Annotated in this window: 20 protein-coding genes and 5 pseudogenes; 16 read left to right on the top strand and 9 right to left on the bottom strand. The window is 41.1% G+C overall.

Going from position 1 to position 24,366, the window contains the following annotated elements:
* Positions 1-16: 16 nt before the first annotated feature.
* The 4 genes and pseudogenes from NYE22_RS22710 to NYE22_RS22695 all read left to right on the top strand — a co-directional run.
* On the top strand, positions 17-811 hold the full coding sequence (locus tag NYE22_RS22710; RefSeq protein WP_003242676.1) for an MBL fold metallo-hydrolase: 795 nt from the start codon (positions 17-19) through the stop codon (positions 809-811).
* A gap of 81 nt (positions 812-892) precedes the next feature.
* Complete coding sequence (gene htrC, locus NYE22_RS22705) at positions 893-2,095, top strand: serine protease HtrC (RefSeq protein WP_106610979.1); 1,203 nt, start codon at positions 893-895, stop codon at positions 2,093-2,095.
* 19 nt (positions 2,096-2,114) lie between these two features.
* Positions 2,115-2,235 (top strand): annotated as a pseudogene (locus NYE22_RS22700) (hypothetical protein); the annotation flags it as partial.
* An 11-nt stretch (positions 2,236-2,246) separates the two neighbouring features.
* A pseudogene (locus tag NYE22_RS22695) lies at positions 2,247-2,414 on the top strand (ATP-binding protein); the annotation flags it as partial.
* Here NYE22_RS22695 and rocR read toward each other — a convergent pair.
* Positions 2,396-3,781: an arginine utilization regulatory protein RocR gene (gene rocR / locus NYE22_RS22690; protein WP_232567408.1), complete on the bottom strand. Its 1,386-nt coding sequence runs from the start codon at positions 3,779-3,781 to the stop codon at positions 2,396-2,398. The pseudogene NYE22_RS22695 and the gene rocR sit on opposite strands and share 19 nt — an antisense overlap.
* A gap of 240 nt (positions 3,782-4,021) precedes the next feature.
* On the opposite strand from rocR, the gene rocD reads away from it, so the two are divergent.
* The 3 genes from rocD (at position 4,022) to rocF (ending at position 7,816) form a co-directional block, all read left to right on the top strand.
* Positions 4,022-5,227 (top strand): ornithine aminotransferase, encoded by a 1,206-nt coding sequence (rocD, locus tag NYE22_RS22685; protein ID WP_038828028.1) that lies wholly within the window; start codon positions 4,022-4,024, stop codon positions 5,225-5,227.
* A 222-nt stretch (positions 5,228-5,449) separates the two neighbouring features.
* Positions 5,450-6,853, top strand: coding sequence for an amino acid permease (locus NYE22_RS22680; protein WP_003242721.1), 1,404 nt, complete (start codon positions 5,450-5,452; stop codon positions 6,851-6,853).
* A 72-nt stretch (positions 6,854-6,925) separates the two neighbouring features.
* Entirely contained in the window at positions 6,926-7,816 is an 891-nt protein-coding gene (gene rocF, locus NYE22_RS22675) for an arginase (protein ID WP_003226959.1), read from the top strand.
* A 234-nt stretch (positions 7,817-8,050) separates the two neighbouring features.
* Here rocF and NYE22_RS22670 read toward each other — a convergent pair whose 3' ends face one another.
* Together NYE22_RS22670 and rapG are read right to left on the bottom strand one after the other, a co-directional pair.
* A complete protein-coding gene (locus NYE22_RS22670; protein ID WP_003226961.1) occupies positions 8,051-8,167 on the bottom strand; it encodes a Phr family secreted Rap phosphatase inhibitor in 117 nt (38 codons plus the stop codon).
* On the bottom strand, positions 8,168-9,265 hold the full coding sequence (gene rapG / locus NYE22_RS22665) for a response regulator aspartate phosphatase RapG (RefSeq protein ID WP_017695778.1): 1,098 nt from the start codon (positions 9,263-9,265) through the stop codon (positions 8,168-8,170).
* Between the two features lie 110 nt (positions 9,266-9,375).
* Between rapG and NYE22_RS22660 the strand changes: the two genes are divergently transcribed.
* From NYE22_RS22660 to NYE22_RS22630, 7 genes and pseudogenes are all read left to right on the top strand, one after another.
* Positions 9,376-9,846, top strand: coding sequence for a GNAT family N-acetyltransferase (locus NYE22_RS22660; RefSeq protein ID WP_342412210.1), 471 nt, complete (start codon positions 9,376-9,378; stop codon positions 9,844-9,846).
* A 141-nt stretch (positions 9,847-9,987) separates the two neighbouring features.
* A complete protein-coding gene (locus tag NYE22_RS22655; RefSeq protein WP_015715046.1) occupies positions 9,988-10,725 on the top strand; it encodes a YiiX/YebB-like N1pC/P60 family cysteine hydrolase in 738 nt (245 codons plus the stop codon).
* Between the two features lie 10 nt (positions 10,726-10,735).
* Positions 10,736-11,899 carry a hypothetical protein gene (locus NYE22_RS22650; protein ID WP_342412209.1) on the top strand — a complete coding sequence of 388 codons (1,164 nt, stop codon included), beginning with the start codon at positions 10,736-10,738 and terminating at the stop codon, positions 11,897-11,899.
* Between the two features lie 15 nt (positions 11,900-11,914).
* Positions 11,915-12,163 carry a DUF2651 family protein gene (locus NYE22_RS22645; protein ID WP_041850288.1) on the top strand — a complete coding sequence of 83 codons (249 nt, stop codon included), beginning with the start codon at positions 11,915-11,917 and terminating at the stop codon, positions 12,161-12,163.
* 103 nt (positions 12,164-12,266) lie between these two features.
* Positions 12,267-12,437, top strand: a complete 171-nt coding sequence (locus tag NYE22_RS22640; RefSeq protein WP_064671697.1) for a hypothetical protein — start codon at positions 12,267-12,269, stop codon at positions 12,435-12,437.
* Between the two features lie 62 nt (positions 12,438-12,499).
* A pseudogene (locus NYE22_RS22635) lies at positions 12,500-12,829 on the top strand (alcohol dehydrogenase catalytic domain-containing protein); the annotation flags it as partial.
* Positions 12,825-13,655 (top strand): annotated as a pseudogene (locus NYE22_RS22630) (transposase); the annotation flags it as partial. The pseudogenes NYE22_RS22635 and NYE22_RS22630, both read left to right, overlap by 5 nt.
* A 230-nt stretch (positions 13,656-13,885) precedes the next feature.
* Here NYE22_RS22630 and NYE22_RS22625 read toward each other — a convergent pair.
* From NYE22_RS22625 to NYE22_RS22605, 5 genes and pseudogenes are all read right to left on the bottom strand, one after another.
* A complete protein-coding gene (locus tag NYE22_RS22625; protein WP_129134120.1) occupies positions 13,886-15,166 on the bottom strand; it encodes an LlaJI family restriction endonuclease in 1,281 nt (426 codons plus the stop codon).
* A gap of 27 nt (positions 15,167-15,193) precedes the next feature.
* Positions 15,194-16,849: an AAA family ATPase gene (locus tag NYE22_RS22620; RefSeq protein WP_129134119.1), complete on the bottom strand. Its 1,656-nt coding sequence runs from the start codon at positions 16,847-16,849 to the stop codon at positions 15,194-15,196.
* Between the two features lie 302 nt (positions 16,850-17,151).
* Positions 17,152-18,276, bottom strand: a complete 1,125-nt coding sequence (locus NYE22_RS22615; RefSeq protein WP_129134118.1) for a DNA cytosine methyltransferase — start codon at positions 18,274-18,276, stop codon at positions 17,152-17,154.
* Entirely contained in the window at positions 18,277-19,335 is a 1,059-nt protein-coding gene (locus tag NYE22_RS22610) for a DNA cytosine methyltransferase (RefSeq protein ID WP_129134117.1), read from the bottom strand. It lies immediately after the preceding gene.
* A 1,492-nt stretch (positions 19,336-20,827) separates the two neighbouring features.
* Positions 20,828-21,162, bottom strand: a pseudogene (locus NYE22_RS22605) (hypothetical protein).
* 184 nt (positions 21,163-21,346) lie between these two features.
* On the opposite strand from NYE22_RS22605, the gene NYE22_RS22600 reads away from it, so the two are divergent.
* The gene (locus tag NYE22_RS22600; protein WP_003219122.1) at positions 21,347-21,517 is read left to right on the top strand and encodes a CxxH/CxxC protein; all 171 of its coding nucleotides are present in this window, start codon (positions 21,347-21,349) and stop codon (positions 21,515-21,517) included.
* 80 nt (positions 21,518-21,597) lie between these two features.
* A complete protein-coding gene (rlmH, locus tag NYE22_RS22595) occupies positions 21,598-22,077 on the top strand; it encodes a 23S rRNA (pseudouridine(1915)-N(3))-methyltransferase RlmH (protein WP_085185321.1) in 480 nt (159 codons plus the stop codon).
* Between the two features lie 271 nt (positions 22,078-22,348).
* On the opposite strand, the gene fbp is transcribed toward rlmH, so the two are convergent.
* Positions 22,349-24,274: a fructose-1,6-bisphosphatase gene (gene fbp, locus NYE22_RS22590; RefSeq protein ID WP_077670840.1), complete on the bottom strand. Its 1,926-nt coding sequence runs from the start codon at positions 24,272-24,274 to the stop codon at positions 22,349-22,351.
* Positions 24,275-24,366 lie beyond the last annotated feature (92 nt).

Genomic DNA, 24,366 nt, shown 5'->3' with positions numbered 1-24,366 from the left:
ATGGAGTGAGACAAACATGAGCTTGCAATTTAGCGTACTTGCGAGCGGGAGTACGGGAAATGCGTTTTACCTCGAAACAGAGGATCACGCATTTTTAGTGGACGCCGGTTTGAGCGGAAAAGCCATGGATGGGCTGATGGCGCAGATCGGGCGTAAGCTGGATGATGTAGACGGCATTTTTGTGACGCATGAGCATAGTGACCATATTAAGGGCCTTGGTGTCGTCGCCAGAAAGTACAAGCTTCCGATCTATGCGAATGAGAAGACTTGGAAAGCGATGGAGAATCAAATCGGCAAAATTGACACCGATCAAAAGTTTGTATTTCCAATGGAGACGGTGAAGTCGTTCGGCGGACTTGATGTTGAATCGTTTGGCGTTTCCCACGATGCGGCGGAACCGATGTTTTATGTATTCCATTATAGCGGCCGAAAGCTCGCGTTAATGACAGATACGGGATATGTCAGCGACCGGATGAAAGGCATTATCCGTTCAGCGAATGTATTTGTGTTTGAAAGCAATCACGATGTCGGTATGCTGCAAATGGGAAGATACCCATGGAGCATTAAGCGGCGGATTTTAAGTGACGTCGGGCACGTGTCAAATGAAGATGCTGCCTTGGCGATGACGGATGTCATTGGCGATGAGACGTCTCGTATTTACCTGGCGCATTTGAGCCAGGACAACAACATGAAGGAGCTGGCAAGAATGTCTGTGCAGCAGACATTGGCTTCTAAAGGATTTGTGACGGGTGAGACATTTGACTTATACGACACCGATCCGAAGAAGGCCACTCCGCTTTGCGCTGTATAATTTTTCTATGTAAATCATGACTATTCTAGGAGTTTCTAACCCACAATATAACCATATTAACGTTCTTGGAAAGGATGGAATATGGTGGATTACGAACGTGAGGAAGAACATACTACTCCTGAACAGCCAAAGAGAAGCAAAAAAGGATATTTTCTTTCGAGTCTGATTGGCGTGATTGTCGGTGCCGTATTAATGGCGTTTATCATGCCGTACCTTTCAAATGAAGGGCTGGATACAGGCGCCTTAGATCAGCAGCAAAACAACAATGGCCGGGAATCAATCAGGACGGTGAATGTCAGTGTCAACAATGCCGTCACCAAGATTGTCAGCAATGTGTCGCCCGCCGTTGTCGGTGTTGTGAACATCCAAAAATCAGATATTTGGGGAGAGAGCGGCGAGGCTGGGAGCGGCTCTGGCGTCATCTATAAGAAAAATGACCATTCCGCTTATGTCGTGACCAACCATCATGTCATCGAAGGCGCTTCCCAAATTGAAATCAGCTTGAAAGACGGTTCACGCATATCAGCTGAACTTGTCGGCAGCGACCAGCTGATGGACCTTGCCGTTTTACGGGTGAAAAGCAATAAAATTAAAGCAGTCGCAGATTTCGGAAATTCAGATAAAGTGAAGTCTGGCGAGCCGGTTATTGCGATCGGGAATCCGTTAGGCCTTGAGTTTGCAGGCTCTGTCACACAAGGCGTCATCTCAGGTACGGAGAGGGCGATCCCAGTGGATTCAAACGGTGATGGACAGCCTGACTGGAACGCAGAAGTCCTGCAAACAGATGCGGCCATTAACCCTGGGAACAGCGGCGGTGCTTTGTTAAATATGGATGGGAAGGTCATTGGCATCAATTCAATGAAAATTGCCGAGTCGGCGGTTGAAGGGATTGGCCTGTCGATTCCATCTAAGCTCGTGATCCCTGTGATAGAGGATTTAGAGAGATACGGAAAGGTCAAACGCCCGTTCCTTGGCATTGAGATGAAATCGCTAAGTGACATCGCAAGCTATCATTGGGATGAAACATTAAAGCTTCCTAAGAACGTCACCAATGGAGCGGTTGTGATGGGTGTAGACGCCTTTTCACCTGCCGGAAAAGCGGGGCTGAAGGAACTGGATGTCATCACGGAATTTGACGGATACAAAGTAAATGATATTGTTGACCTGCGAAAACGGCTTTATCAGAAAAAAGTCGGTGACCGGGTGAAGGTGAAGTTTTACCGCGGCGGAAAAGAAAAATCTGTTGACATCAAGCTGTCGTCCGCAGACCAATTAGGCAGTTAATAAAAGCAGTCTGGCATCGTTGCCAGGCTGTTTTGATATGCAAAAAAAAAACTGAACAGGGGTCACGCCCGTTCAGTTGAAAAGGATATATCGAATATGAAGAAAAATACAAGATGGTTGTTACACGTGAAACAGCAAATAGCAAATACCTTCATTTTCAGCATTCTCCCGAAAATATGGAGGGTCGGGATTAGGCCTTGCCATAACGAAATCGATTATCGACAGCCACAATGGGTCGATTGACGTGAAAAGTAAAATAGGCAAAGGAACTGTTTTTCTGATCAGGCTTCCTGCCCCGGATTATTCGTTAGACGAGTGAGAAAATTTCTTCAGCCGATATTGGAGGCTTTGTCTGCTGATGCCAAGCTCCTGAGCAGCTTTCGAGATGTTATGGCCGTGTTTTCTTAACACGTTCTCTATCACATATTTTTCGAAGCTTTCCATTTTTTCTTTTAAGTCCGCGGCCGGCTGGTGTCTTGGTGTTTCAGGCTCTGGGATGTCAGCCGGCTTGATTTTCATGCGATATTGATAGGGCAGATGGGAAGCCGTAATCGTGTGCTCGTCCGTCATGAAATTCATTGCGCCTTCGATCATATGCTCAAGCTCGCGAATATTTCCCGGCCAGTCATAAGAAAGGAAAAATTGCTTCACGTCATCGCTGATGTGTTCAACATTCATTTGGAACAGATGGTTGTTTTTCTGGATGAACTCCGACGCGAGAAGCAAAATGTCTTCTTTTCGTTCCCGAAGCGGCGGGATGATCAGTGTGACGACACTCAGCCTGTAATACAAGTCCTTCCGCATTCGTTCGCCTGCAATTGCATCAATTGGGTCTTCATTCATCGTGGCAATAATACGTACGTCTATCGGTGTATCCTTTGTCGAACCGATGCGCCTGATTTTCCGTTCTTGAAGGGCGCGCAGCAGCTTCGCCTGAAGGCTGAGATTCAGCGAGTTGATTTCATCTAACAGCAGTGTGCCGCCATGGGCTTGTTCAAACAGGCCGGGCTGGTCGACAGCGCCGGTAAACGCGCCTTTTTTCGTCCCAAACAAAATGCTTTCCACAAGGCTGTCTGGCAGTGCCGCACAGTTTTGCGAAATAAACGGGCCGCCAGAACGATCGCTTCCATTATGGATACTTTGCGCGAACAGTTCTTTTCCTGTGCCGGTTTCGCCTGCGAGAAGGACAGATGATGACGTACGGGTTGCCCGCTTGGCGTTTTCGATGACGTCTTGAATGGCCGGACTGGTGCCGAGAATACTGTCAAACGTATAGGTTGTGCTGCCTTTTTTGTTCATATTCTCCCTGATCAGCCGTTCCAGCTTTGTCACATCCTTGGCAATTTCAACGGCGCCCCTGATTTTGCCGTCTTGGACAATGGGATATGTATGATTGATCGTCGTAATTTCCTGGCCTTTATTATTGAAATAGCTCTGTTTGACGTTTTTAATCGTCTTGCCTTCCTGAAGAGCCTGTACCAGTGTGCTGTCCTGCTGCTTTGAAAACATAAACACATCCATCAGGTTTTTATTCAAGACGTCATGCTTCTCCATATCTTCAATCTGCATCATTTTATTGTTATAAACGATTGTGTTTCCATGCTCGTCTACCACGTGCAGGCCAACATCGATTTCATCTAAAATACTCTGAAAAACCAATGTGAGGAATTCGCTGTCTTTGACCACTGTATGAACCTCCCTCAATTATTTTCTTAATATTGCTTCTATTTTATAAAAAAATGGAGAGGATATGCAAAAGAATTTTGCACTTGCTGGAATTTTTGCTCGAAATATCAGAATGTTTTTGCACCTTGTCCTCGAAAATTGTAGAAAACACACGAATTCTTGATTTGGCACAGAACTTGCATTTATATAAAGGGAAAGCAGGATAACATGTTGAAACAGAAAACAAGGGGGAATTCAAATATGACAGCTTTATCTAAATCCAAAGAAATTATTGATCAGACGTCTCATTACGGAGCCAACAATTATCACCCGCTCCCGATTGTTATTTCTGAAGCGCTGGGTGCTTGGGTAAAGGACCCGGAAGGCAATGAATATATGGATATGCTGAGTGCTTACTCTGCGGTAAACCAGGGGCACAGACACCCGAAAATCATTCAGGCATTGAAGGATCAGGCTGATAAAATCACCCTCACGTCACGCGCGTTTCATAACGATCAGCTTGGGCCGTTTTACGAAAAAACAGCTAAACTGACAGGCAAAGAGATGATTCTGCCGATGAATACAGGAGCCGAAGCGGTTGAATCTGCGGTGAAAGCGGCGAGACGCTGGGCGTATGAAGTGAAGGGCGTAGCTGACAATCAAGCGGAAATTATCGCATGTGTCGGAAACTTCCACGGCCGCACGATGCTGGCGGTATCTCTTTCTTCTGAAGAGGAATATAAACGAGGATTCGGCCCGATGCTTCCGGGAATCAAACTCATTCCTTACGGCGATGTGGAAGCGCTTCGACAGGCCATTACGCCGAATACAGCGGCATTCTTGTTTGAACCAATTCAAGGCGAAGCGGGCATTGTGATTCCGCCTGAAGGATTTTTACAGGAAGCGGCGGCGATTTGTAAGGAAGAGAATGTCTTGTTTATTGCGGATGAAATTCAGACGGGTCTCGGACGTACAGGCAAGACGTTTGCCTGTGACTGGGACGGCATTGTTCCGGATATGTATATCTTGGGCAAAGCGCTTGGCGGCGGTGTGTTCCCGATCTCATGCATTGCGGCGGACCGCGAGATCCTAGGCGTGTTTAACCCTGGCTCACACGGCTCAACATTTGGCGGAAACCCGCTTGCATGTGCAGTGTCTATCGCTTCATTAGAAGTGCTGGAGGATGAAAAGCTGGCGGATCGTTCTCTTGAGCTTGGTGAATACTTTAAAAGCGAGCTTGAGAGCATTGACAGCCCTGTCATTAAAGAAGTCCGCGGCAGAGGGCTGTTTATCGGTGTGGAATTGACTGAAGCGGCACGTCCGTATTGTGAGCGTTTGAAGGAAGAAGGGCTTTTATGCAAGGAAACGCATGATACGGTTATTCGTTTTGCGCCGCCATTAATCATTTCCAAAAAGGATTTGGATTGGGCGATAGAGAAAATCAAGAATGTACTGCAAAACGCATAAACCCGCACCATGAAGGGATATTCACTTCGTTTGTATAAATTTACAACAGAAAAATCAGCACTCCCTATTTGCTCAGCTACAGTATTTTAGTATAATGTATCTTTATGAGAAGAAGTGAATTTTATATTAAATAGATAGAGACTCTTTGGACAGCAAACTGGGATAGCACCATGCAGATGTTCCAGCTTAGATCCAATACAAGTTGCTGAAGGGGTGCAGAATGTGAATACAAACCAAGATAACGGAAATCAGCTCCAGCGGACAATGAAATCACGCCACTTGTTCATGATTTCATTGGGCGGAGTGATCGGAACCGGTTTCTTCCTTGGAACCGGGTTTACCATTAACCAAGCGGGACCGCTCGGCGCGGTTCTGTCCTATTTAGTGGGCGGCTTTATCATGTTTTTGACGATGCTCTGCTTAGGAGAGCTGGCAGTCGCCTTTCCTGTGTCGGGGTCCTTCCAGACCTATGCGACAAAATTTATCAGCCCGGCTTTCGGGTTTGCGTTCGGCTGGCTGTACTGGCTCGGCTGGGCGGTTACATGCGCCATTGAATTTTTATCAGCGGGGCAGCTGATGCAACGCTGGTTTCCGCATATAGACGTGTGGATCTGGTGTCTGGTCTTTGCGGCACTGATGTTTATTTTAAATGCGATCACCACAAAAGCCTTTGCGGAATCTGAATTCTGGTTCTCGGGCATTAAAATTTTGATTATCCTTTTATTTATTATTCTCGGCGGAGCTGCCATGTTTGGCCTGATTGATCTGAAGGGCGGAGAGCAGGCGCCGTTTTTGACACATTTTTATGAAGACGGGTTATTTCCGAACGGCATAAAGGCAATGCTGATTACGATGATTACCGTGAACTTTGCGTTTCAGGGGACTGAGCTGATCGGGGTTGCAGCCGGAGAAAGTGAAGACCCTGAAAAAACGATTCCACGGTCAATCAAACAGACAGTATGGAGAACGCTTGTCTTCTTTGTGCTTTCCATCATTGTCATTGCCGGCATGATTCCGTGGAAACAGGCGGGTGTCGTGGAAAGTCCATTTGTTGCCGTATTTGAGCAAATCGGAATCCCATATGCAGCTGATATCATGAACTTTGTTATTTTAATCGCGCTGTTATCTGTTGCGAATTCAGGTTTATACGCATCGACACGTATTCTGTATGCGATGGCGAATGAAGGACAAGCCTTCAAAGCGCTCGGCAAAACAAATCAGCGCGGTGTGCCGATGTACTCGTTAATCGTAACGATGGCTGTGGCCTGCCTATCCCTTCTGACAAAGTTTGCGCAGGCTGAAACTGTATATATGGTACTGTTATCTTTGGCGGGCATGAGCGCGCAGGTCGGCTGGATTACAATTTCGCTTTCCCAAATCATGTTCAGACGCAAATATATCCGTGAGGGCGGGAAGATAGAAGATTTGAAATTTAAAACACCGCTGTACCCGGTGCTTCCGCTGATCGGCCTAACGTTAAATACGGTCGTGCTCATCAGTCTTGCATTTGATCCGGAGCAGCGTATCGCGCTGTATTGCGGCGTACCGTTTATGATCATTTGCTACATCATTTATCATGTCGTCATTAAAAAACGCCAGCAGGCGAATCGTCAGCTAGAGCTTTAAAACGTTGTCCGCAAGTCATCTTTGTTATAACCCGCATAGGACATTATCTTAAATGTTGAGGTGGAATCACAGATGGATAAAACGATTTCGGTTATTGGAATGCCAATGGATTTAGGACAAGCACGACGCGGAGTGGATATGGGCCCGAGTGCCATCCGGTACGCTCATCTGATCGAGAGGCTGTCAGACATGGGGTATACGGTTGAAGATCTCGGTGACATTCCGATCAATCGCGAAAAAATCAAAAATGACGAGGAACTGAAAAACCTGAATTCCGTTTTGGCGGGAAATGAAAAACTCGCGCAAAAGGTCAACAAAGTCATTGAAGAGAAAAAATTCCCGCTTGTCCTGGGCGGTGACCACAGTATTGCGATCGGCACGCTTGCAGGCACAGCGAAGCATTACGATAATCTCGGCGTCATCTGGTATGACGCGCACGGCGATTTGAATACACTTGAAACTTCACCATCGGGCAATATTCACGGCATGCCGCTCGCGGTCAGCCTCGGCATTGGCCACGAGTCACTGGTTAACCTTGAAGGCTACGCGCCTAAAATCAAACCGGAAAACGTCGTCATCATTGGCGCCCGGTCACTTGATGAAGGGGAGCGCAAGTACATTAAGGAAAGCGGCATGAAGGTGTACACAATGCACGAAATCGACCGTCTTGGCATGACAAAGGTCATTGAAGAAACCCTTGATTATTTATCAGCATGTGATGGCGTCCATCTGAGCCTTGACCTGGACGGGCTTGATCCGAACGACGCACCGGGTGTCGGAACCCCTGTCGTCGGCGGCATCAGTTACCGGGAGAGCCATCTGGCTATGGAAATGCTGTATGACGCAGGCATCATTACCTCAGCAGAATTCGTTGAGGTTAACCCGATCCTTGATCACAAAAACAAAACGGGCAAAACAGCAGTAGAGCTGGTAGAATCCCTGTTAGGGAAGAAGCTGCTGTAATAAGAAAACCCCCGCACCCGCGGGGGTTTCAGCGTGTCGACAAACCCTCGCATTCGTTGTCAGGCCTGCGCTTCGGTGCTCACGAATTCCAAACATTCGCTGCGCTCCAATGCTCGTTCTTCCTAGACTTCAAGGGTTTTCAATCACGCTGAAAAGATGAAAGAATCCTAAAACTACAAACCGTTTTAGGATTCTTTCGTTAAATTGAACCCCCGCACCGCGGGGGTTTTTCATTTATCCAATCATTTTCTCAGCGACTTTCATTTCCTGTGAATGGGTTTGATGGTCCGCAATAAACCAACCTGATAAAATCACCGCTGCGACGCCTGCGCCAATCAGAAATCTTTTCATTTATATAACCTCCGTTCGTTTAATCAGTTCTTCAATCTGTAATGCTTCATAAAAAAAGTGGGCAGCTTCTTTGTAAAGCTCAAGTTCCCTATACCGTTCGCCAGCCAAAATGGAAAGTTCTCTTACACTGTCATACTCTTTCTCGGACAACAAGTCATCCATATGTTGTTTGCATAAGTGAAACGTTTCCGCATGACCCCCTTCTGCATAAATGGCATATAAAATGTCTATTTTTGCCTCACATATTCTATTCGGCTCAGCAGTCAATTTTTCCTTCACGTCTTGGTAATAAGATAAGGCCTGTTCTTTCTTTTTGATCTTAAACAGTTCTCGTATCAGCAAGTAGGCAGAATGATAATAATAGGCGGAGCGGGCATACTCATCGTTCCGTAGAGCCTCCTCTAATTTCGAAACCGCTTCTTCTGATTTGCCGCTTTGCGCATGAAGAAGGCCGAAGTTATGCAAAAGCTGGGCTTCAAAAAAATGATCCTCTAATTCACTCGTGATCCGAATTGCTTCGTCCAAATAAGCCTCAGCTTCTTCAAACTGGCTCATCTCTGTAAAATTGCCTGACATGGTAATCAGGGCTGAAGCCAGCTTCTTTTTATAATCAGTTTCTTCCCTGAACGTTTTGACCGCTTGCCGTGTATGATTGAGGGACACAATATTTTGTCCCAGCTTATAATAGAGCTTTCCGACCTTCAGGTGAAATTCAGCTTTCTCAATCGGATCGGGAATGTTGTCGAGATACTGCTCTGCATCTTTATACAGCCCAATGGCAATGTCATAATTATTTTTATAGGCCTCATACATGCCTTCAAACAGAAAAAAGTAATATTTCAGCATGTCAGACGTAGCATTCATATGAGAAGGCTCCTCATGCTGAAAGCCCTGTCCTCTCGCCTCGTGAAGCAAAACCTTGTGGCGCAGTTCCAATAAGGAGAAGTAGGCAAGCACCTCCTGATCCTCTTCCATGTCATCCAATAAAGGCTTCACTTCTTCAAATAAACGGGAGGATTCTTCAACTTCATGTTTCTTGATGGCAAGGTACCAATCGTTGAGCATGCTAGCGATTTCTGCGGGTGCGATCTTATTCATGTGAAACTCCTTTCTCTAGTGACTTATCAATCTCAGTTGCTTATTCTGATAGTAACACCTCTTTCTATTTTATGTAAAATCCTCTAGTCAATATATGAAGGAGAGATGATATGACAATTATGCTGAGCCCTATGCAGACAGAAGAATTTCGGTCTTATCTCACATACACAACAAAGCATTACGCGGAAGAAAAGATAAAAGCGGGAACATGGCTGCCTGAAGATGCACAGCTTTTGTCTAAGCAGGCGTTTACTGATCTGCTTCCGAGAGGGCTGGAAACACCCCATCACCATTTGTGGAGCCTCAAGCTGAATGAAAAGGATACCGTTGGCTGGCTCTGGATACATGCTGAACCGGAGCATCCGCAGCAGGAAGCGTTTATTTATGATTTCGGGTTATATGAACCGTATCGGGGAAAGGGCTACGCAAAGCAAGCATTGGCGGCATTAGATCAAACGGCACGCAGCATGGGAATCCGCAAGCTGTCCCTTCATGTCTTTGCCCATAATCAGACGGCGCGAAAGCTATATGAGCAAACCGGATTTCAAGAAACAGACGTAGTGATGAGCAAGAAGCTTTAACGAAAAGGGCCTGATAAAGGCCTTTTTCTGTAAATGATTTCTAAAAATTCTGTAAATAACCTAGTTACTTTCCTTATTTTCCTAATATAATGTGGGTGAGGAAATTACCTTTCCTACACTCACAAGAAAAGAGGAGATGTAATGAAGTTGAAGAAACGAGTGTCGATGTTTTTGGTAGCGCTTACAATGTGTGGCGGCCTGTTTGTTTCTCCCGCCAAAGCCGTAAAGACCACAAATTATGCTGAAGAAATCGCCGCACTGCAGCCAGGCACGACACCGGAAGAAATCATGAAATCTGCCAGCCAGATTGCCAAACAGCAGCACGTAAAGCAGGACGTTATCCTAAAACAGTTCTATAAGGAAATCACGGCTGATAAAGCAGAAGGAGACCGGCTCGCCAAGGAAAGCGGCATGTCTATCATGGGCGGGTCGTCCGGCACGAAAAAACTCCCGACAAGCGCGAAAGGCAATATCTATTACACGAACTCCTACACAGCCTACTACAATCATGGCCACGTCGGCATGTACTCCGCTGCTGACAAAATTGTTGAATCTGTCCCGGGCGACGGCGTCAGGCAGATCGCTTATAATGCCAGAGACGTGGAAGACAACTCCATTGTGCAAACCGTCAGCGTATCCTCATCTCAAAAAACAGCTGCTGCCGACTGGGCGGTATCAAAAGTGGGCGACCCATACTCATTTAACTTCGTCAATAACAGAAATACCGGCCATGACGGCGCCAAAAACTGTTCAAAGCTCCTATGGTCTGCCTTTTTGCTGAAAGCAGGCATTGATATAGACAGCAACGGAGGCTTAGGCGTGTATCCGCGCGACATCACTAGTTCTTCTTATACGACAACCATTATGACCATTTACTAAGGAGAAGGATATGAAAAAGTGGATGATTACCATCGCCATGCTGATTCTCGCAGGAATCGCACTATTTGTCTTCATTTCTCCTCTCAAAAGCCATAAAACCGTGAGTCAGCAGGATCTCAGAAACCCCGATTTCCTGGATGACAAAGAAGTCCTGCTGTATTTCTCATCCTCTGCAGATCAAGATGCATTTGGCGGCGGGAAAAGCTACGCCCTGTTTATCAGCCAGGATGGGTCGCTGTCTTCATTTCAGATGAAGGGCCTTGAGCTGGGATCAGCCAAGGTTCACGGCGACAGCGTGATGCTGGAGGACAAAAACACGATTTATACGATTAAAGACGGCCTGAGATCTCATAAAAGAACCTATCAGCACACAGGGGACAGCGCAGGCTTTCTGCAAAACACGGACGGCTTTTACACCTTATACAACTCCGGCTACGACAAAAAGAAAGAAGGATACCGCTCAGAGCTGTACCGCCAAATGGACGGAGAGTGGAAAAAAGACGTCATCCCCTACTACATCCGAGCCTCCGGTTTTCATGATGGCGCCATTTACGCACTCGTCCCGACAGCTGACGGAAAAGGCTATCAGCTCCTTCAGATTCAAGCAGATCAAAAGAAGCTCACTTATCACAAATTAACGGAATGGCAGTACCGGGAAGGAGCCTCAGTCGAATCCCAGCTTGCTGTGGACGACCAAGCTGTTTATGTTATGGTTCGCGGCCAAAAAGCCCACAATCTCTATCAAATGGTCAAGATCAACAAAAAAAGCGGCAAAGTAGAGCTGCACGATATCGCCGAATACAAAAACGACGAACAAACGATATACAGCTCCATGCCCTTCAGCTTTAAAAACAGCTTTTTCCCTTATGACGGGAACCTGTATTTCATTGACGGCTTCGGAAAGGTACACAAAATCGATGCCAAGACAGGAAAAACAAGCATCGCCTTCACCCTTTCCCCGGACAAAATGAAAGCCGATTTCAAAGAAATCACCCAAAAAGGCAGCAGCCTCTATTTCTTCACATACACGTATCACAAGCCTGCCTACATTGAACAGTACAATCTGAAAACCGGAAAGAAAATGAAAGAAAAAGAGATTGGGAAGGTAAAGGATGTCGTGACGCCGAAGAGTCATTTGAAGCTGTATGATGTTGAGGTGATGAAGAGGTTTTAAGGCAAGGAGGTTAGTATGGGAGCCATCGCCGTTTTATTTATCGTTTTTGGTTTTCCGATCATCGCAGGTGTATTTGGTATAGCGGGTCATTTTTTATTTAAGAGGTTTTGGGTGGCACCGCTCATCGTCCTTATCGCGAGCTTGATATTGTTATTTACGTTAGCTTCGGGCAATAGCTCATTCATGTTTTGGGTTGTTATGTATACGGCGATTGCGTTGGTAACCAGTATTGTCACATTATTTCTCAGGAAATTTTTTGAGTGATCTCAAATTATGAAGAGACTGGTATGAAGTCTCTTTTTTTGTTGAACCGAAGTTTGCAGAGATTTTGGGTATGTTTTAGAAACGAATCCAAAGGAGGAATTACATGCGCACCAAACGGGTTATTCTTCTGGCAGTAATGATCAGCCTGGTTTCGGCCATTACTGTGTTCCTGTTAAATGGGTGTAAAGTCGACTTTTTAGACATAGCCGGAACCATTATTGGCTGCTTTCTTGGCATATTTGTTGTTGTAAGAATACAGAAAAAACAGTCGTGAGAAAGGGAAAGGGTCATGCCAAACCGAAGTCATGTGCAAGGACGAAGAGTCCAAACACATGAATGGGAGGAATGGCGTTGACAGGAAACAAAGCGGTTGTGTACAAAGGCAAAGGGACTGTAGCGGTGGAGGATATCGGTTATCCGGAGTTAATCTTGAGGGACGGGCCCGGCGTCCCGAAGGCGAATGTGAATCGAAAATGTGAGCATGGGGTTATTCTCAAAGTCATTACAACCAACATTTGCGGAAGCGACCAGCATATGGTCAGAGGCCGCACAACGGCGCCTGAAGGCTTGGTGCTCGGGCATGAAATTACTGGTGAGGTCATTGAAACGGGGCGTGATGTTGAATTTATCAAAAAGGGCGACATTGTGTCTGTGCCTTTCAATATTAACCGACGTGGCTTATCACCGAGTTTATTGGGTATGGATTCACAGAGAAAATCCTACAATTTTCAACCTTCAGTAAAAACTATTTTAGATTCTCCCATGATACAGATCTTTTTGAACAGCTCTTCTACCGCATCTTGAAAGAAGAGATGACTAAAGAATTACTGGATCATCCTTTGCGTTCATTGATTCTACCCATGTAAAAGCGAACACGAATAAGAAGAAATTTGAAAAGAAAATAGCCCGAGTAGAAACCCGAACGTATAAGGCTCAGTTAGTCGAAAACATCAGACCGTGAGGACCACGAAAAAAAGCCCTTTCCCACAGAACAAAGAAAAATCAATAGACATAAAGGTAAGTACGACAGATCCTGAAAGTGGGTATTATTAATAAATGAACGTGAAAAGATGTAAGCGTATTCTTTTCATACGGCAAGTGATTCCCGTGGAATTGTTCACGATAATCCGATGTTGGACATGCTCTTCCGTATTGCACAACGACAAGGGACGGATACAAACAGCACGATTCAAATCCTTTGGAATGTAAAGACTGTCCTCTATTAGAACGTTGTATACAAAGTAGGAATCATACTTAAAATGATTCATCGTCATGTATGGTAGGATTACATAGAGGAAGTTGAACATTTGAGGCATACAGAACTAAATAAAACACTAAAGCGAAACGCAAAGAAACGATTGAACGAGTCTTTGCGGACGCAAAAAAAGCATGGCATGCGTTGGGCGACCTTAGCATCCGATGCTAACGTTCGCTGCTATGAATCTTAAGGAAATTGGAAAACTGGACATGGCGAGGACCATGTCCGGCCTAAAAATGCAGAATATACTATAGGAAAAATTGGCTTTTGGGAGCTGTATACAATCTGAAACATTATTAAATAATGTTTTTATACACTTATAAATGTTACACAATCACTTATAATCCCCATTGCATTGTATTAAGGTTTAGTATGACCCATTCACATTTCAACAACTTTTCAGTTAAAGGAGCAGAGTTGTCTGCACTTGTCTTTAATCCAACTAATATATTTAGTATTAAAAATTAATTTAAGTAACTTTGCATAATATTTTTCATGTTACAATATTGTTCTTTTACATTAAAATTTGTTTCATCCTTATTGAAAAGTGGATTTAATTGAAAATGCCTAACATAGTTATTCTCATCATTTGTGTCCCTATGCGTTGGTAAAATTAAAATATTGTACGTCATAATAAGTTCACCATCATTTTTATTATTCTCATGATGTTTAAGTAAAAAATAATACGCAATTTGCTTATAATTTAACTCTGTTACTTCATTATAGTACTTACCATCAAAAATGTACCTCGCATTTTCTTCCAACAAATAATAATCTGGTTCAATACTTCTGCCTTTACTCTTTTCTATATCTGGATAGAATGTTCTTTTTTTAAATGGTTTAATCTCACCATTTTTGTCGTTTGAAAATTGAATATAGCCATTTTCATTTATTCTTTCAAAATAATGTTGAAGGTAAAACTCAATCATTTCTTCCCAAATCAAATCAAAATTACGGGTTTTAATGAAAACGGAATGGCTACCCTTTTTTTCATTTTCAAAAAACTTAATGAGACTATCTACTAGTTTCTTTTGTTTGTCTTTAAATATTGTTTGCCTAATTTGTCTTAAGTATCGAATAATAATATTATTACTATTCCAATTGATATCCCTAAATTCTAAATTGGTACGTTTAATATTAATAAGCAACGAAAGAAAATCTGCTGTAGAATCAATGACATAGGCCATGCACTTACTAATAAAAGCATGTTCATTTATTTTTCTCTTCATAATCATAGGCATATAAAGTAAATTATTATTACTAACGATTAATGGTGATTTTAACATTGTGTTTTTCCAATCGATTTTCCCTGAATATCCAGCTATTTTTACTTCACGTTCGTTTGTATATAAACCATAATTTAAAAAATAATGGTAAACCTCAAAAAAATGGTAAAGAGGATAACTCGAATTTATATCATTATGTATCCCTATGCTTCTAGCAGACTTTTTGACAGCAGTTTTTTTAATGACACGAAATAAAAGCTTTATATCGTTATTCAAAGAAAGTTTATCATCATCATCTACAGGTTGATACTTCTGCAAAATAGATGGAGAAAAGTAATGCTTAGGGAAACTAATCAGACACTTATCTTTCTTTAAAATAAAACCAACAAACTTTGAAATATAAACATTATTTTTTTTTAAGCCTATGTCTCCTATTTCAAAGTCATCTTTAAAAAGCTTATATGTTCCTTCAGGTAAAATATTCCCCTCTTGAATGATAAACCACTCGCTCTTTAACAATTAGTTTCACCCCTTCGGTAAAAAGGATTATTCCAATGAGATTAAAAATTGTTTTGAGAAAAAGTTCTCTCGATTTTTAGCTAAACTGTATAATTTACTATAACTAGTAACTTCTTCACTAAACAAATGATGTGAGGAATAAGATGCTTCTTTCACATCATGCCAAAGATACTGTAAAAGTTTCCCTTTTATTTGATTATAATTATATTCTTCTATTTGTTTTTTTACTTTTTCATCTGTTTCATCAGGTTTTGCTTTTTTAAATTTAATGAAAAATTGCCCTAATTGTTTGTCTTCATTTAATCCTAATCCACCTTGTTCTTCACTCTTAATGATAAAGGCATTTAATTTTGGGACTAAACTTAGCCAAGTGAATTCTTGAGATTCACCATTTACATTTAATGTAAATGTATAATCATTTAAATGAGCTACGATCTCATCAGTAGGGATATATTCAAATTCAAACCGTCGTTTAAATGCTGTATCCATGACATACACATTTTGGTCATTAGTATTAACCGTTCCTAAAATAAATATATTTTCTGGTAAATATATTTTATCATCCATTCGCTCTTTCCCAAAAATTGATTCAGCAATAAGGGAGTTATCAATTTTATATTCGCTAACCCCATATTCATCTCGATCTAGTAATTGGAATAAATCACCAAAAACAGATGATACGTTGGCACGGCTCATTTCTTCTAAAATTAAAAATACAGGTTCCTCGTCAGTTCTAACCTTAAAAGCTCTTTCTAACGCTTTAGTAAAAATTTGTGGAGTAAATTTATATTCAATAACAGATGAACCACTTTCTTCATCTTTCTTTACAGCTGGCATAACTTGCCCCACAAAATCATGATAACCATATTCTGGATGTAAAGTAGTTCGAAATACATTCGGATGGGAAGACCTCTCATCATAATCCTCGATTCCGTTTTCTTGTATAAATTCCTTAATTCCATAAGATTTCCCTGTACCTGGAGCCCCGAAGTAAATTCGATTAACCCCCGATTGATTTAAGGTGTGAGCGACATGATAATCCTCATTAGGATCTCTTATTTGTTCAACACTTTCATTTCCTGTAACACTTTGTAATTCTGTTAAATAAATATCATGCATCCAAGTTGAATGTTGTAAATAGAAGAAAATAAACTCTTTTCTAAATGCACATACATATTCATTTTTTGTTCTTGATTGTGCAAATCCATTTGTTATAGCTTCGGAGATTGTTTCAGCTCTAATTTGTTTAGATAGCGGGGAATCTTTTTTTGTACCTGACGACTGTAGTTTCCAAGCACAAAAAATTGGTTCAGTTAAATCCTCTGTTTTATATATACCAATTAGTACCCCTTTTATATTTTCTGTCCTAGCAATCTCTAACGTTCTATCCCATCGAGAAGGTTTTTGTTGAATACGAAATTCTTTTGGGTATTTATCTGCTCTCCCACCAGGTGTGACACCTTTCATGCAAAACAACGTTTTCATAGAAACACTATTCACATTAGAAGTCTCCACCAAAAATATATTTTCCTCTAATTTTTCAACTCTACTATTATTATGTATCTGATTCATCGCATTTGTTAATAGGGACAATAAATTATCATCATCTAATTGATAATAGCTTTGTGAAACCGATGCTGCTCGTAACTCTCCATTTTCTAATATCCATTCATATTCTGCCAAAGTAATCCCTCCAACAATTCATCTTATATTAACTATTTTACATCTAAACTGTTGTACATTACCACTACTAGCAAAAGCAGTCTCCTACTCCTGATTATATTAACCCAATTATGCCATGTCCTACTCAATTCTACTTTTATCGTAACTTTTTGTAATCATCTCCTGTCCTTTTTCGCCATTTGGACAGTCATACAACTTAACTTCTTAGTCATATGTTTTTCGTACTTCTGACACTTCCCAAAATTCTTGTTCAATTATTAGAAGTAAACGTTCTATTAGTATTATAAAAAGCAACCCTGCTATTAAACTGGGTTGCTTTCTAGAACACTATCTAAAGTCAATTGTTCATCTTGACCTTTTCTGTAACCATTTTTACCAGCTGAAAAATATTGGTTCTTAATTTCTTCTGCTATTACCTTAACTAAAAGTGGTGGAACCGCGTTACCAATTTGTCTCCATTGCGTCTTCATGTCCCCAGAAAACTCGTAGTCATCATCAAAGGTTTGTATTCTTTTAATTTCAGAAATCCTTAGAAATCTATTCTTCCAATGAAAAGGTCCCATGTTATTTGAAAAACTAGCCTGTATTGTCCAAGAAGGTCTATCTGGTGACAGTTTTAAGAGGAACGACCAATATCTTGATCTCCATTTAAATATAGGGTTGGGATATCCTCTCTCCTCAGTAAAGTATAAATAATTATCTCCTGGTGGTACCTCTTTTAGTAAATCTTTATGTTTGGAACCTGCTTGCATTTTTTCATCTTCAGGTAAATCGTAGTCTAAGTCACTAAGAACATCACCGCACGTTACCCATGGTTTCTTATTTTTATCTTTTATTGGGTCAAACTTTTCTGGGATATAATGAGTTTTTTCTGGAAAAACAAATTTTAATCCCTCCTCTTTTTTAACCCCGATACATATAAACCTTTCTCTAGTTTGAGGCACCCCATATTCTGCAGTGTTTATCACTTTCCAAGATATGGTGTAACCAAGTTCTTCAGATTTTTCAACCAAATAATTAAAAGCTGCTTGGTGTGGTTTATATATAAAGCCATGTACATTTTCAAAAAAGAATACCTTAGGACTTAATTCTTCAATACCTCTAAAATATTCAAATAGAGTAAATGAATTTTCATCTTCAAGTGCTCTCTTTTTTTCTGTTCGGTAAAACCTTGATTTTGAATATGCAGGACATGGTGGACCACCTACAAATAAATCAACTTTATCAATGTTTAACCTTGAAAATAATCCTTTAAAATCAACTTCTCTTATATCTTTGCATTCAACAATCTCCCCTATTTTATTATGTTCAAGAGTTTCACAAGCTTCTTTAAAAAAATCAGTAGAGTATAATATATCGAATCCAGCTTTTTTAAAGCCTAGATCAATTCCGCCGCCACCAGAGAACACGCTTATAACATTTACCATTTATATCAAACTCTCCTTAAGAAAACTAATCATGGCTTTTGCCATAAGTGGTGGTACAGCATTGCCTATTTGTTTTTGAATCGATCTTCTACTTCCATAAAAAACATAATTTTTAGGGAAAGTTTGTATGGCAGCAATCTCAGGAACCCTTAACCTTCTAGAATTCCAGTGAAAAGGTCCAACCCACGGTCCTGGTTGGGCAGTAATAGTCCAAGAAGGTTGTTCTGGGTGCAACTTTAATAAGAAATTCCAAAATCGTTTATCTGCTACAAATTTTGGGTTAGGATGTCCGGCCCATGCAGTTAAAGCTTTATAGTTCATTCCTGGAGGAACTTCTTTTAATTCTTCATGATAAGTTCCGCCATCTGTTAATTCCTGCTCCTCAAAAAACTCATCCGTATCATATTCGTTCATAACCTCACCAACATTGACATAAGGTTTGAGATTTTCTTTACTTGCTATTTCAGGTGGAAAATGTGTTTTGATAGGTTCTTCTGTTTTGAACGTCCCTTTAGTTCCAATTATAAATAATCGTTTTCTTTTCTGAGGAACCCCGTAGTCTAGTGCATTTGCTCTTATAATTTTAGTTTTAAATCCTTCTGATTCAGCAATTTCTATAAATGAATCAACAATAACTTTATTTGTTGGATGTAATAAACTCTCTACATTTTCAAATACAAACCCATCTGGTTTTATATCTACTAACACCCTAAGATACTCGTTTACAAGTTGAGCTCTAGGATCATCAATTCCTTTTCTTACTTTATTAGTAACCCAATAGCCATTTTTAGAAAAAGGCTGACACGGGGCACCTCCAATTAAGATAAATGTATCCTTATAATCCTTACCTAGCGTCTCTTTGATTTCATCGCTACTAATTTGAAATAAATCACCATGAACTTTCTTAGTGTCTATAAATATATCATTAAGTTTTAGTGTTTCAACACAATCTTTTTCAATATCAACGCTAAAAACAACAGGTATATTAGCCATATGGCTTCCAATATCAAATCCACCAGCACCCGAAAATAAACTGATAGCTTTTATTTCTTGTGTCATTTTCTAAAACTCCTTTTACCCCTAATAAACTATTACCATAATACCAAACATTAGCTCCCATTGAAAGTAAAGTGTTTGTTAAGCACTAGTGGTTGTCTTAATTCGATTTTAAATGTCATTATTTAATTGTACTCATATTAGGCTATACTTTCAATAACATGAATTGCAAACCACTTTTTAATCCTCGCCTTTTTCGAGAAACACTTCGATTTTAATTTTTGTATTTGTAGATGAGAACTCTCAATGCTCGATTAACACTGCAATAGCGGGTGCTTTTTCATTAATCATTGGATCCTCAATTATGGGGGAGTTGCAACATTTACATATATCCAAGTAAAGTTAGTCCAGGAATTTTTAATTTTATAATATAATGCTAGATTATATATAATGATCCATAATATTTGTTAACGGTATTTTGGTATTAATCGAAATGGAAAAATAAAAAATCTTTATAAATGAGAGCAAAGGAAATAACAAGTAGTCAATTAAGATGAGGGTGACCCACCTATCACCCTTATCTATTTTTTTGATAGGAGAGAATAATATATGGCAAGTATCGTAGAATGAACTGATTTCTTAAAAATGGGAAATGAGTAAAGATCATTTAAGTATACTGTTAGTTATACAGTAAATGGGAAAACAAAGATATAGAAAAAGGGAGATTACATAATAGAAAAGAAGAATTTACAGCTGCTGAATTAGAAATAAAACTAGCAAAGGGTACGAGTCCTGTGTTGAAAAATACTCATTTTGTTGACTAATCTGATAATAGTGTAGAACTTTATAAAGTTCTACGTATCAGTTCACTACTTTAAAACATATGAATACTCATTTAAATGAGTCAGAGGCTTTTTTGATCTACCAATCCAAAATATTAGAAGCGGGATTATTATTCAAAATTTCTAATTTGTTTAGAATCATTCATTTTCTGTTTTTCGTTTTCCCTTTTTGCCTTAAGGCATTTTCTTCCCTTCTTCATAGCTTTTTACCCACTGATAAACCTGATGACAGGAGATTTGATAAATGTCCATCGTTCTGGGTAATCCTTTCCGTGAGCCAGACAATCCTTAGAAATCTCAATCCGGTCTTCTAATGAACCGTTCTTTCGTTTGTTCTAATACAATTCCTTCCTCTTCTTTTAACGCTTTATGACCATTATAAGGTTCAACCCATCCAACCAGCACGGATTTAATGAAAACTCATTTTTTCTTGTGATTTCTCTCTGTGAGTATCGTCCGGATAAGAAGTCATTCACGGCAGCATGTTTCAGTTTCGCAGAGTAGAACTTATGGTGTTATCACGATCCAGGCTCTCCACGCTGGCTATGTCGTACGATGTTCTCCATTCATGAATTGTTTCGGCGTGAACACCATTTTTTCGCAACCTCTTTCACCAAATGACTTGCGGTATCATATTATTTAAATTTTCTTTTTTTGAAAACATTTTTCAGCCAAGAAAAAACTCCCTCAAAGCAAACAGATTGGTTTTTATTTCATCTGTCTATCTTTTCGGGAGCATCCCACCCAGAATGCCGGCTTTTTTGGTGATAATTTGTTTCTTCAGAGCGATTTTCCTTTTCATCCTGTACGATTAACGCCCCTTCAATAGTCCAATCAAAATATAAGGATTGTTCTCATTTGCCTTTGAGGCAGATTTTCGTTTTCATAGTTACAGGTGAGTATTTGACGTCTGATACTTCAAGCTTCTTATCTTTCTCGCTGCTTCCAAAGAGATACCACGACCATTTTTGCCTAACACCCAATAAGACGGCTGACACCCAGCAAGCAACAATATGATCACAAAAAGCCAAACCCATCTAAAGCGCAAATGCAGACCTCCCCATACATCGGTTACATCCAAACTAACACACGAGCGAAGTAGAGTCATCAACAGCTTGTTTGTCGAATTGTGGATAAAACTCAGCCCGAAGCACTACTAACATGTGAATAAATAGGTTATATTGAGAAGAGAACATTTGTAAAAATGGAAGAAAACATCGGAGGATTTGAACATGAAACAAGCGTATTATTCCTGTGAAGAACACATCGAAACGGTGCTGGATATGTACATAGACGATCACGAGCTGCCGCCCGAAATCAGAAAAATCGAACATACTAACAGTTTATCCACAGCCTGTGAATTATGTGGAGACCCCGCAGTATATATAGTGGGGAACGAATGATCTTACACAAAATACAGAAAAGATATCCACAATTGTGGATAACCTATATGAATAACTTGTTTTTAAAGTGGGGATGACCTGTGAATATCAATATTGTGACAATCGGAAAACTAAAAGAAAAATACCTCAAGCAAGGCATTGAAGAATACACGAAACGACTTTCGGCCTACGCAAAAATCGACATCATCGAACTCCCGGACGAAAAAGCGCCGGAAAACCTAAGCGACCAGGACATGAAAATCATAAAAGACAAAGAAGGCGACCGCATCCTATCAAAAATCAGCCCCGACGCCCACGTCATCGCCCTCGCCATCGAAGGAAAAATGAAAACATCCGAAGAACTAGCCGATACAATAGATAAGCTGGCTACATATGGAAAAAGCAAAATCACCTTCGTCATCGGCGGATCACTCGGATTGAGTGACGCGGTGATGAAGCGAGCGGACGAAAAGCTGTCGTTCTCGAAGATGACGTTTCCCCATCAGTTGATGCGTCTTATTCTGGTGGAGCAAATTTATCGGGCTTTTCGGATTAATCGTGGGGAGCCTTATCATAAGTAGAGACAAAAAAGTTATAACTGAAAGTGGTTTAGTTTATGTCTGAAGCGGATAGCTGTGAATATATCATCGTTATCCGTTTCACGATATAGCTTGTGTATAAGTGAAAAGGTCTTGGATATATTGATCTTGTAAAATTAAAATTGAATTCAATTGGTATATTTAACGTACTTGTGAAAGGCAAATAACCAGGCCTTGTTAGCAATTTGCTATACAAAAGAGAAATCATCGAGAAAAAGAGCCCAGAGAAAGTCATCCCTGAACCCCACATCCCTCACTTCATATACCGATACTCCCGCAAACTCTCCAAAATCGCAACTTCCTGCAGCAATTCCTCACCGACATTGGTTTCCTTCACTTTCTTCCGCTCAAGCTCTTTGTCCACTAAGCGTTTCACGGTTAAGACATCGGTTCCGGTGCTTAGGACTTCTGCCTTGGAGTTGAAGTGTTTATGGGCGACGAGCTGCATGCCGTAGGAGTTGTATAGCAGCGTGTAGCCTGCGATGCCTGTTGTGGATTGGTAGGCTTTGGAGAAGCCGCCGTCGATGACGATCATTTTTCCGTTTGCTTTGATTGGGTCTTCTCCTTCGATTTCTTTTACCGGCGTATGGCCGTTGATGATATGGCCGTGATCTGGATTGAGGCCGAATTCTGCCAGGATGTTTCGGCAGGTTTCCTCGTCTTCACGTAAATAGTAATACGGGTTTTTCTTCTCTTTATGCGTTTCCTTCTCTTTGATGAAATACCGCTCAAATGTGGTCATGGCGCGTTTTCCGAATAGGGAGGAGTACTCGCCTGTCCATAAATACCAGGCCATATCTGTCGCTAGGTCATCGGTTTCTTCCGGATGGGCAAAGGCTTCTCGTAAGAATCGTTCAAATACATCGAGCAGCTCACGGCCCGCATACGGTTTATCCTCAATCATCATCGTTTCCATATTGCCGTTTTCATCGACAGGAATACAGCCGTGAATTAACAGGTTACCGTTATATTTTAAATAAAGGCTGCCTTTTTTCATCATAAAATTCATATGGCGGCCCAGCTTTTCGGAATGCTGGACAGAGAATAGCAGCTTGTCTATGACTTCTTCTTCTTCTTCTAATAGCTGATCTGGCTGTTCGGGATTAATTGTCGCAAAGCAGGCGTTTTCCAGCTGATATGTTTTTCCATTCAGCGTGATTTCATTTTTGTCATAATCTATTTTCTCTAATAACAGCCTCTCTTCCATATTAAAGTTCGGCCGTCTCTTGATAATCGGGCTCTCAAGCTTGAATTGGATCATGGCAATCGCTTGATGGATTTTTGTGATTTGCTTAATCTCATCCTCTGGCCTGTTTTCGTCTGCTTTTGGACGGAACGCTGGATTATCATCATAATATTTTTCGGCCAGGTTCAGCAGCGGTCTTAGATTGATGCCATATACGTCTTCAATAATATCCAGGTTGTCATATCGGGCACAAATGCGGATAATATTGGCCAGGCACACTTTGGAACCGGAATAGGCGCCGATCCAAAGGACATCGTGATTTCCCCACTGAATATCGACAGAATGATAGTTGATCAGTTCTTCCATAATTCTATCCGGCTGCGGTCCGCGGTCGTAAATATCGCCGACCACATGCAGATGGTCGACCACCAATCGCTGAACGCTGTAAGCAAGGCCGGTGATCAGCTTATCGGCTTGGCCAAGCTCAATGATCTGATCAATGATTTCGGAGTAATATTGCTCCTTGTTGCCAGCTTGTTCTGTTTTGTATAGCAGCTCCTCCGTAATATAAGCAAATTGGGCAGGCAGTGCTTTGCGTAATTTGGAGCGGGTATACTTGGAGGAGCAATATGAAACGAGCTTAATCATTCGATGAATCGTTTCTTTATACCACTCGTTTAACGCTTCTTTCGCATCAAAGTCATGTTTGATTAACTTCAGTTTGTCTTCCGGATAGTAGACCAATGCTGCTAATTCATCAATTTCTCTATCGTAAATGACACCGCTGAAGATGTCGCGTATCTTCTCTTTGACTCGTCCTGAACCATTACGCAGCACGTGCTGAAATGCTTGATACTCCCCGTGCAAATCACTGACAAAATGCTCAGTGCCCTTTGGCAGGTTCAATATCGCTTTCAAATTGATGATTTCTGTTACCACTTTTTCTTCACAATCGTATTTTTGTGCGAGTAGATCTAGGTACTTGCTTTCCAAAATCGTCCATCCCCTTTTTAGAATAAACCCCTATATATGATCATGTGCATGATAAGGTGAAATTAAAAGTATGACATTATTTTTAAACATTG

The organism is Bacillus sp. FSL K6-1560, from assembly GCF_038592935.1.
In the GTDB taxonomy this organism is placed as follows: Bacteria; Bacillota; Bacilli; order Bacillales; family Bacillaceae; genus Bacillus; species Bacillus subtilis.
This window is presented reverse-complemented; position numbering and strand designations above follow the sequence as displayed.

Bases quoted from the DNA above. Each gene is read 5' to 3' on its own strand.
- NYE22_RS22710 (WP_003242676.1), top strand. From the start codon at position 17: ATGAGCTTGCAATTTAGCGTACTTGCGAGCGGGAGTACGGGAAATGCG.
- htrC (WP_106610979.1), top strand. From the start codon at position 893: ATGGTGGATTACGAACGTGAGGAAGAACATACTACTCCTGAACAGCCA.
- rocD (WP_038828028.1), top strand. From the start codon at position 4,022: ATGACAGCTTTATCTAAATCCAAAGAAATTATTGATCAGACGTCTCAT.
- rocF (WP_003226959.1), top strand. From the start codon at position 6,926: ATGGATAAAACGATTTCGGTTATTGGAATGCCAATGGATTTAGGACAA.
- NYE22_RS22670 (WP_003226961.1), bottom strand. From the start codon at position 8,167: ATGAAAAGATTTCTGATTGGCGCAGGCGTCGCAGCGGTGATTTTATCA.
- rapG (WP_017695778.1), bottom strand. From the start codon at position 9,265: ATGAATAAGATCGCACCCGCAGAAATCGCTAGCATGCTCAACGATTGG.
- NYE22_RS22660 (WP_342412210.1), top strand. From the start codon at position 9,376: ATGACAATTATGCTGAGCCCTATGCAGACAGAAGAATTTCGGTCTTAT.
- NYE22_RS22655 (WP_015715046.1), top strand. From the start codon at position 9,988: ATGAAGTTGAAGAAACGAGTGTCGATGTTTTTGGTAGCGCTTACAATG.
- NYE22_RS22650 (WP_342412209.1), top strand. From the start codon at position 10,736: ATGAAAAAGTGGATGATTACCATCGCCATGCTGATTCTCGCAGGAATC.
- NYE22_RS22645 (WP_041850288.1), top strand. From the start codon at position 11,915: ATGGGAGCCATCGCCGTTTTATTTATCGTTTTTGGTTTTCCGATCATC.
- NYE22_RS22640 (WP_064671697.1), top strand. From the start codon at position 12,267: ATGCGCACCAAACGGGTTATTCTTCTGGCAGTAATGATCAGCCTGGTT.
- NYE22_RS22615 (WP_129134118.1), bottom strand. From the start codon at position 18,276: ATGGTAAATGTTATAAGCGTGTTCTCTGGTGGCGGCGGAATTGATCTA.
- NYE22_RS22610 (WP_129134117.1), bottom strand. From the start codon at position 19,335: ATGACACAAGAAATAAAAGCTATCAGTTTATTTTCGGGTGCTGGTGGA.
- NYE22_RS22600 (WP_003219122.1), top strand. From the start codon at position 21,347: ATGAAACAAGCGTATTATTCCTGTGAAGAACACATCGAAACGGTGCTG.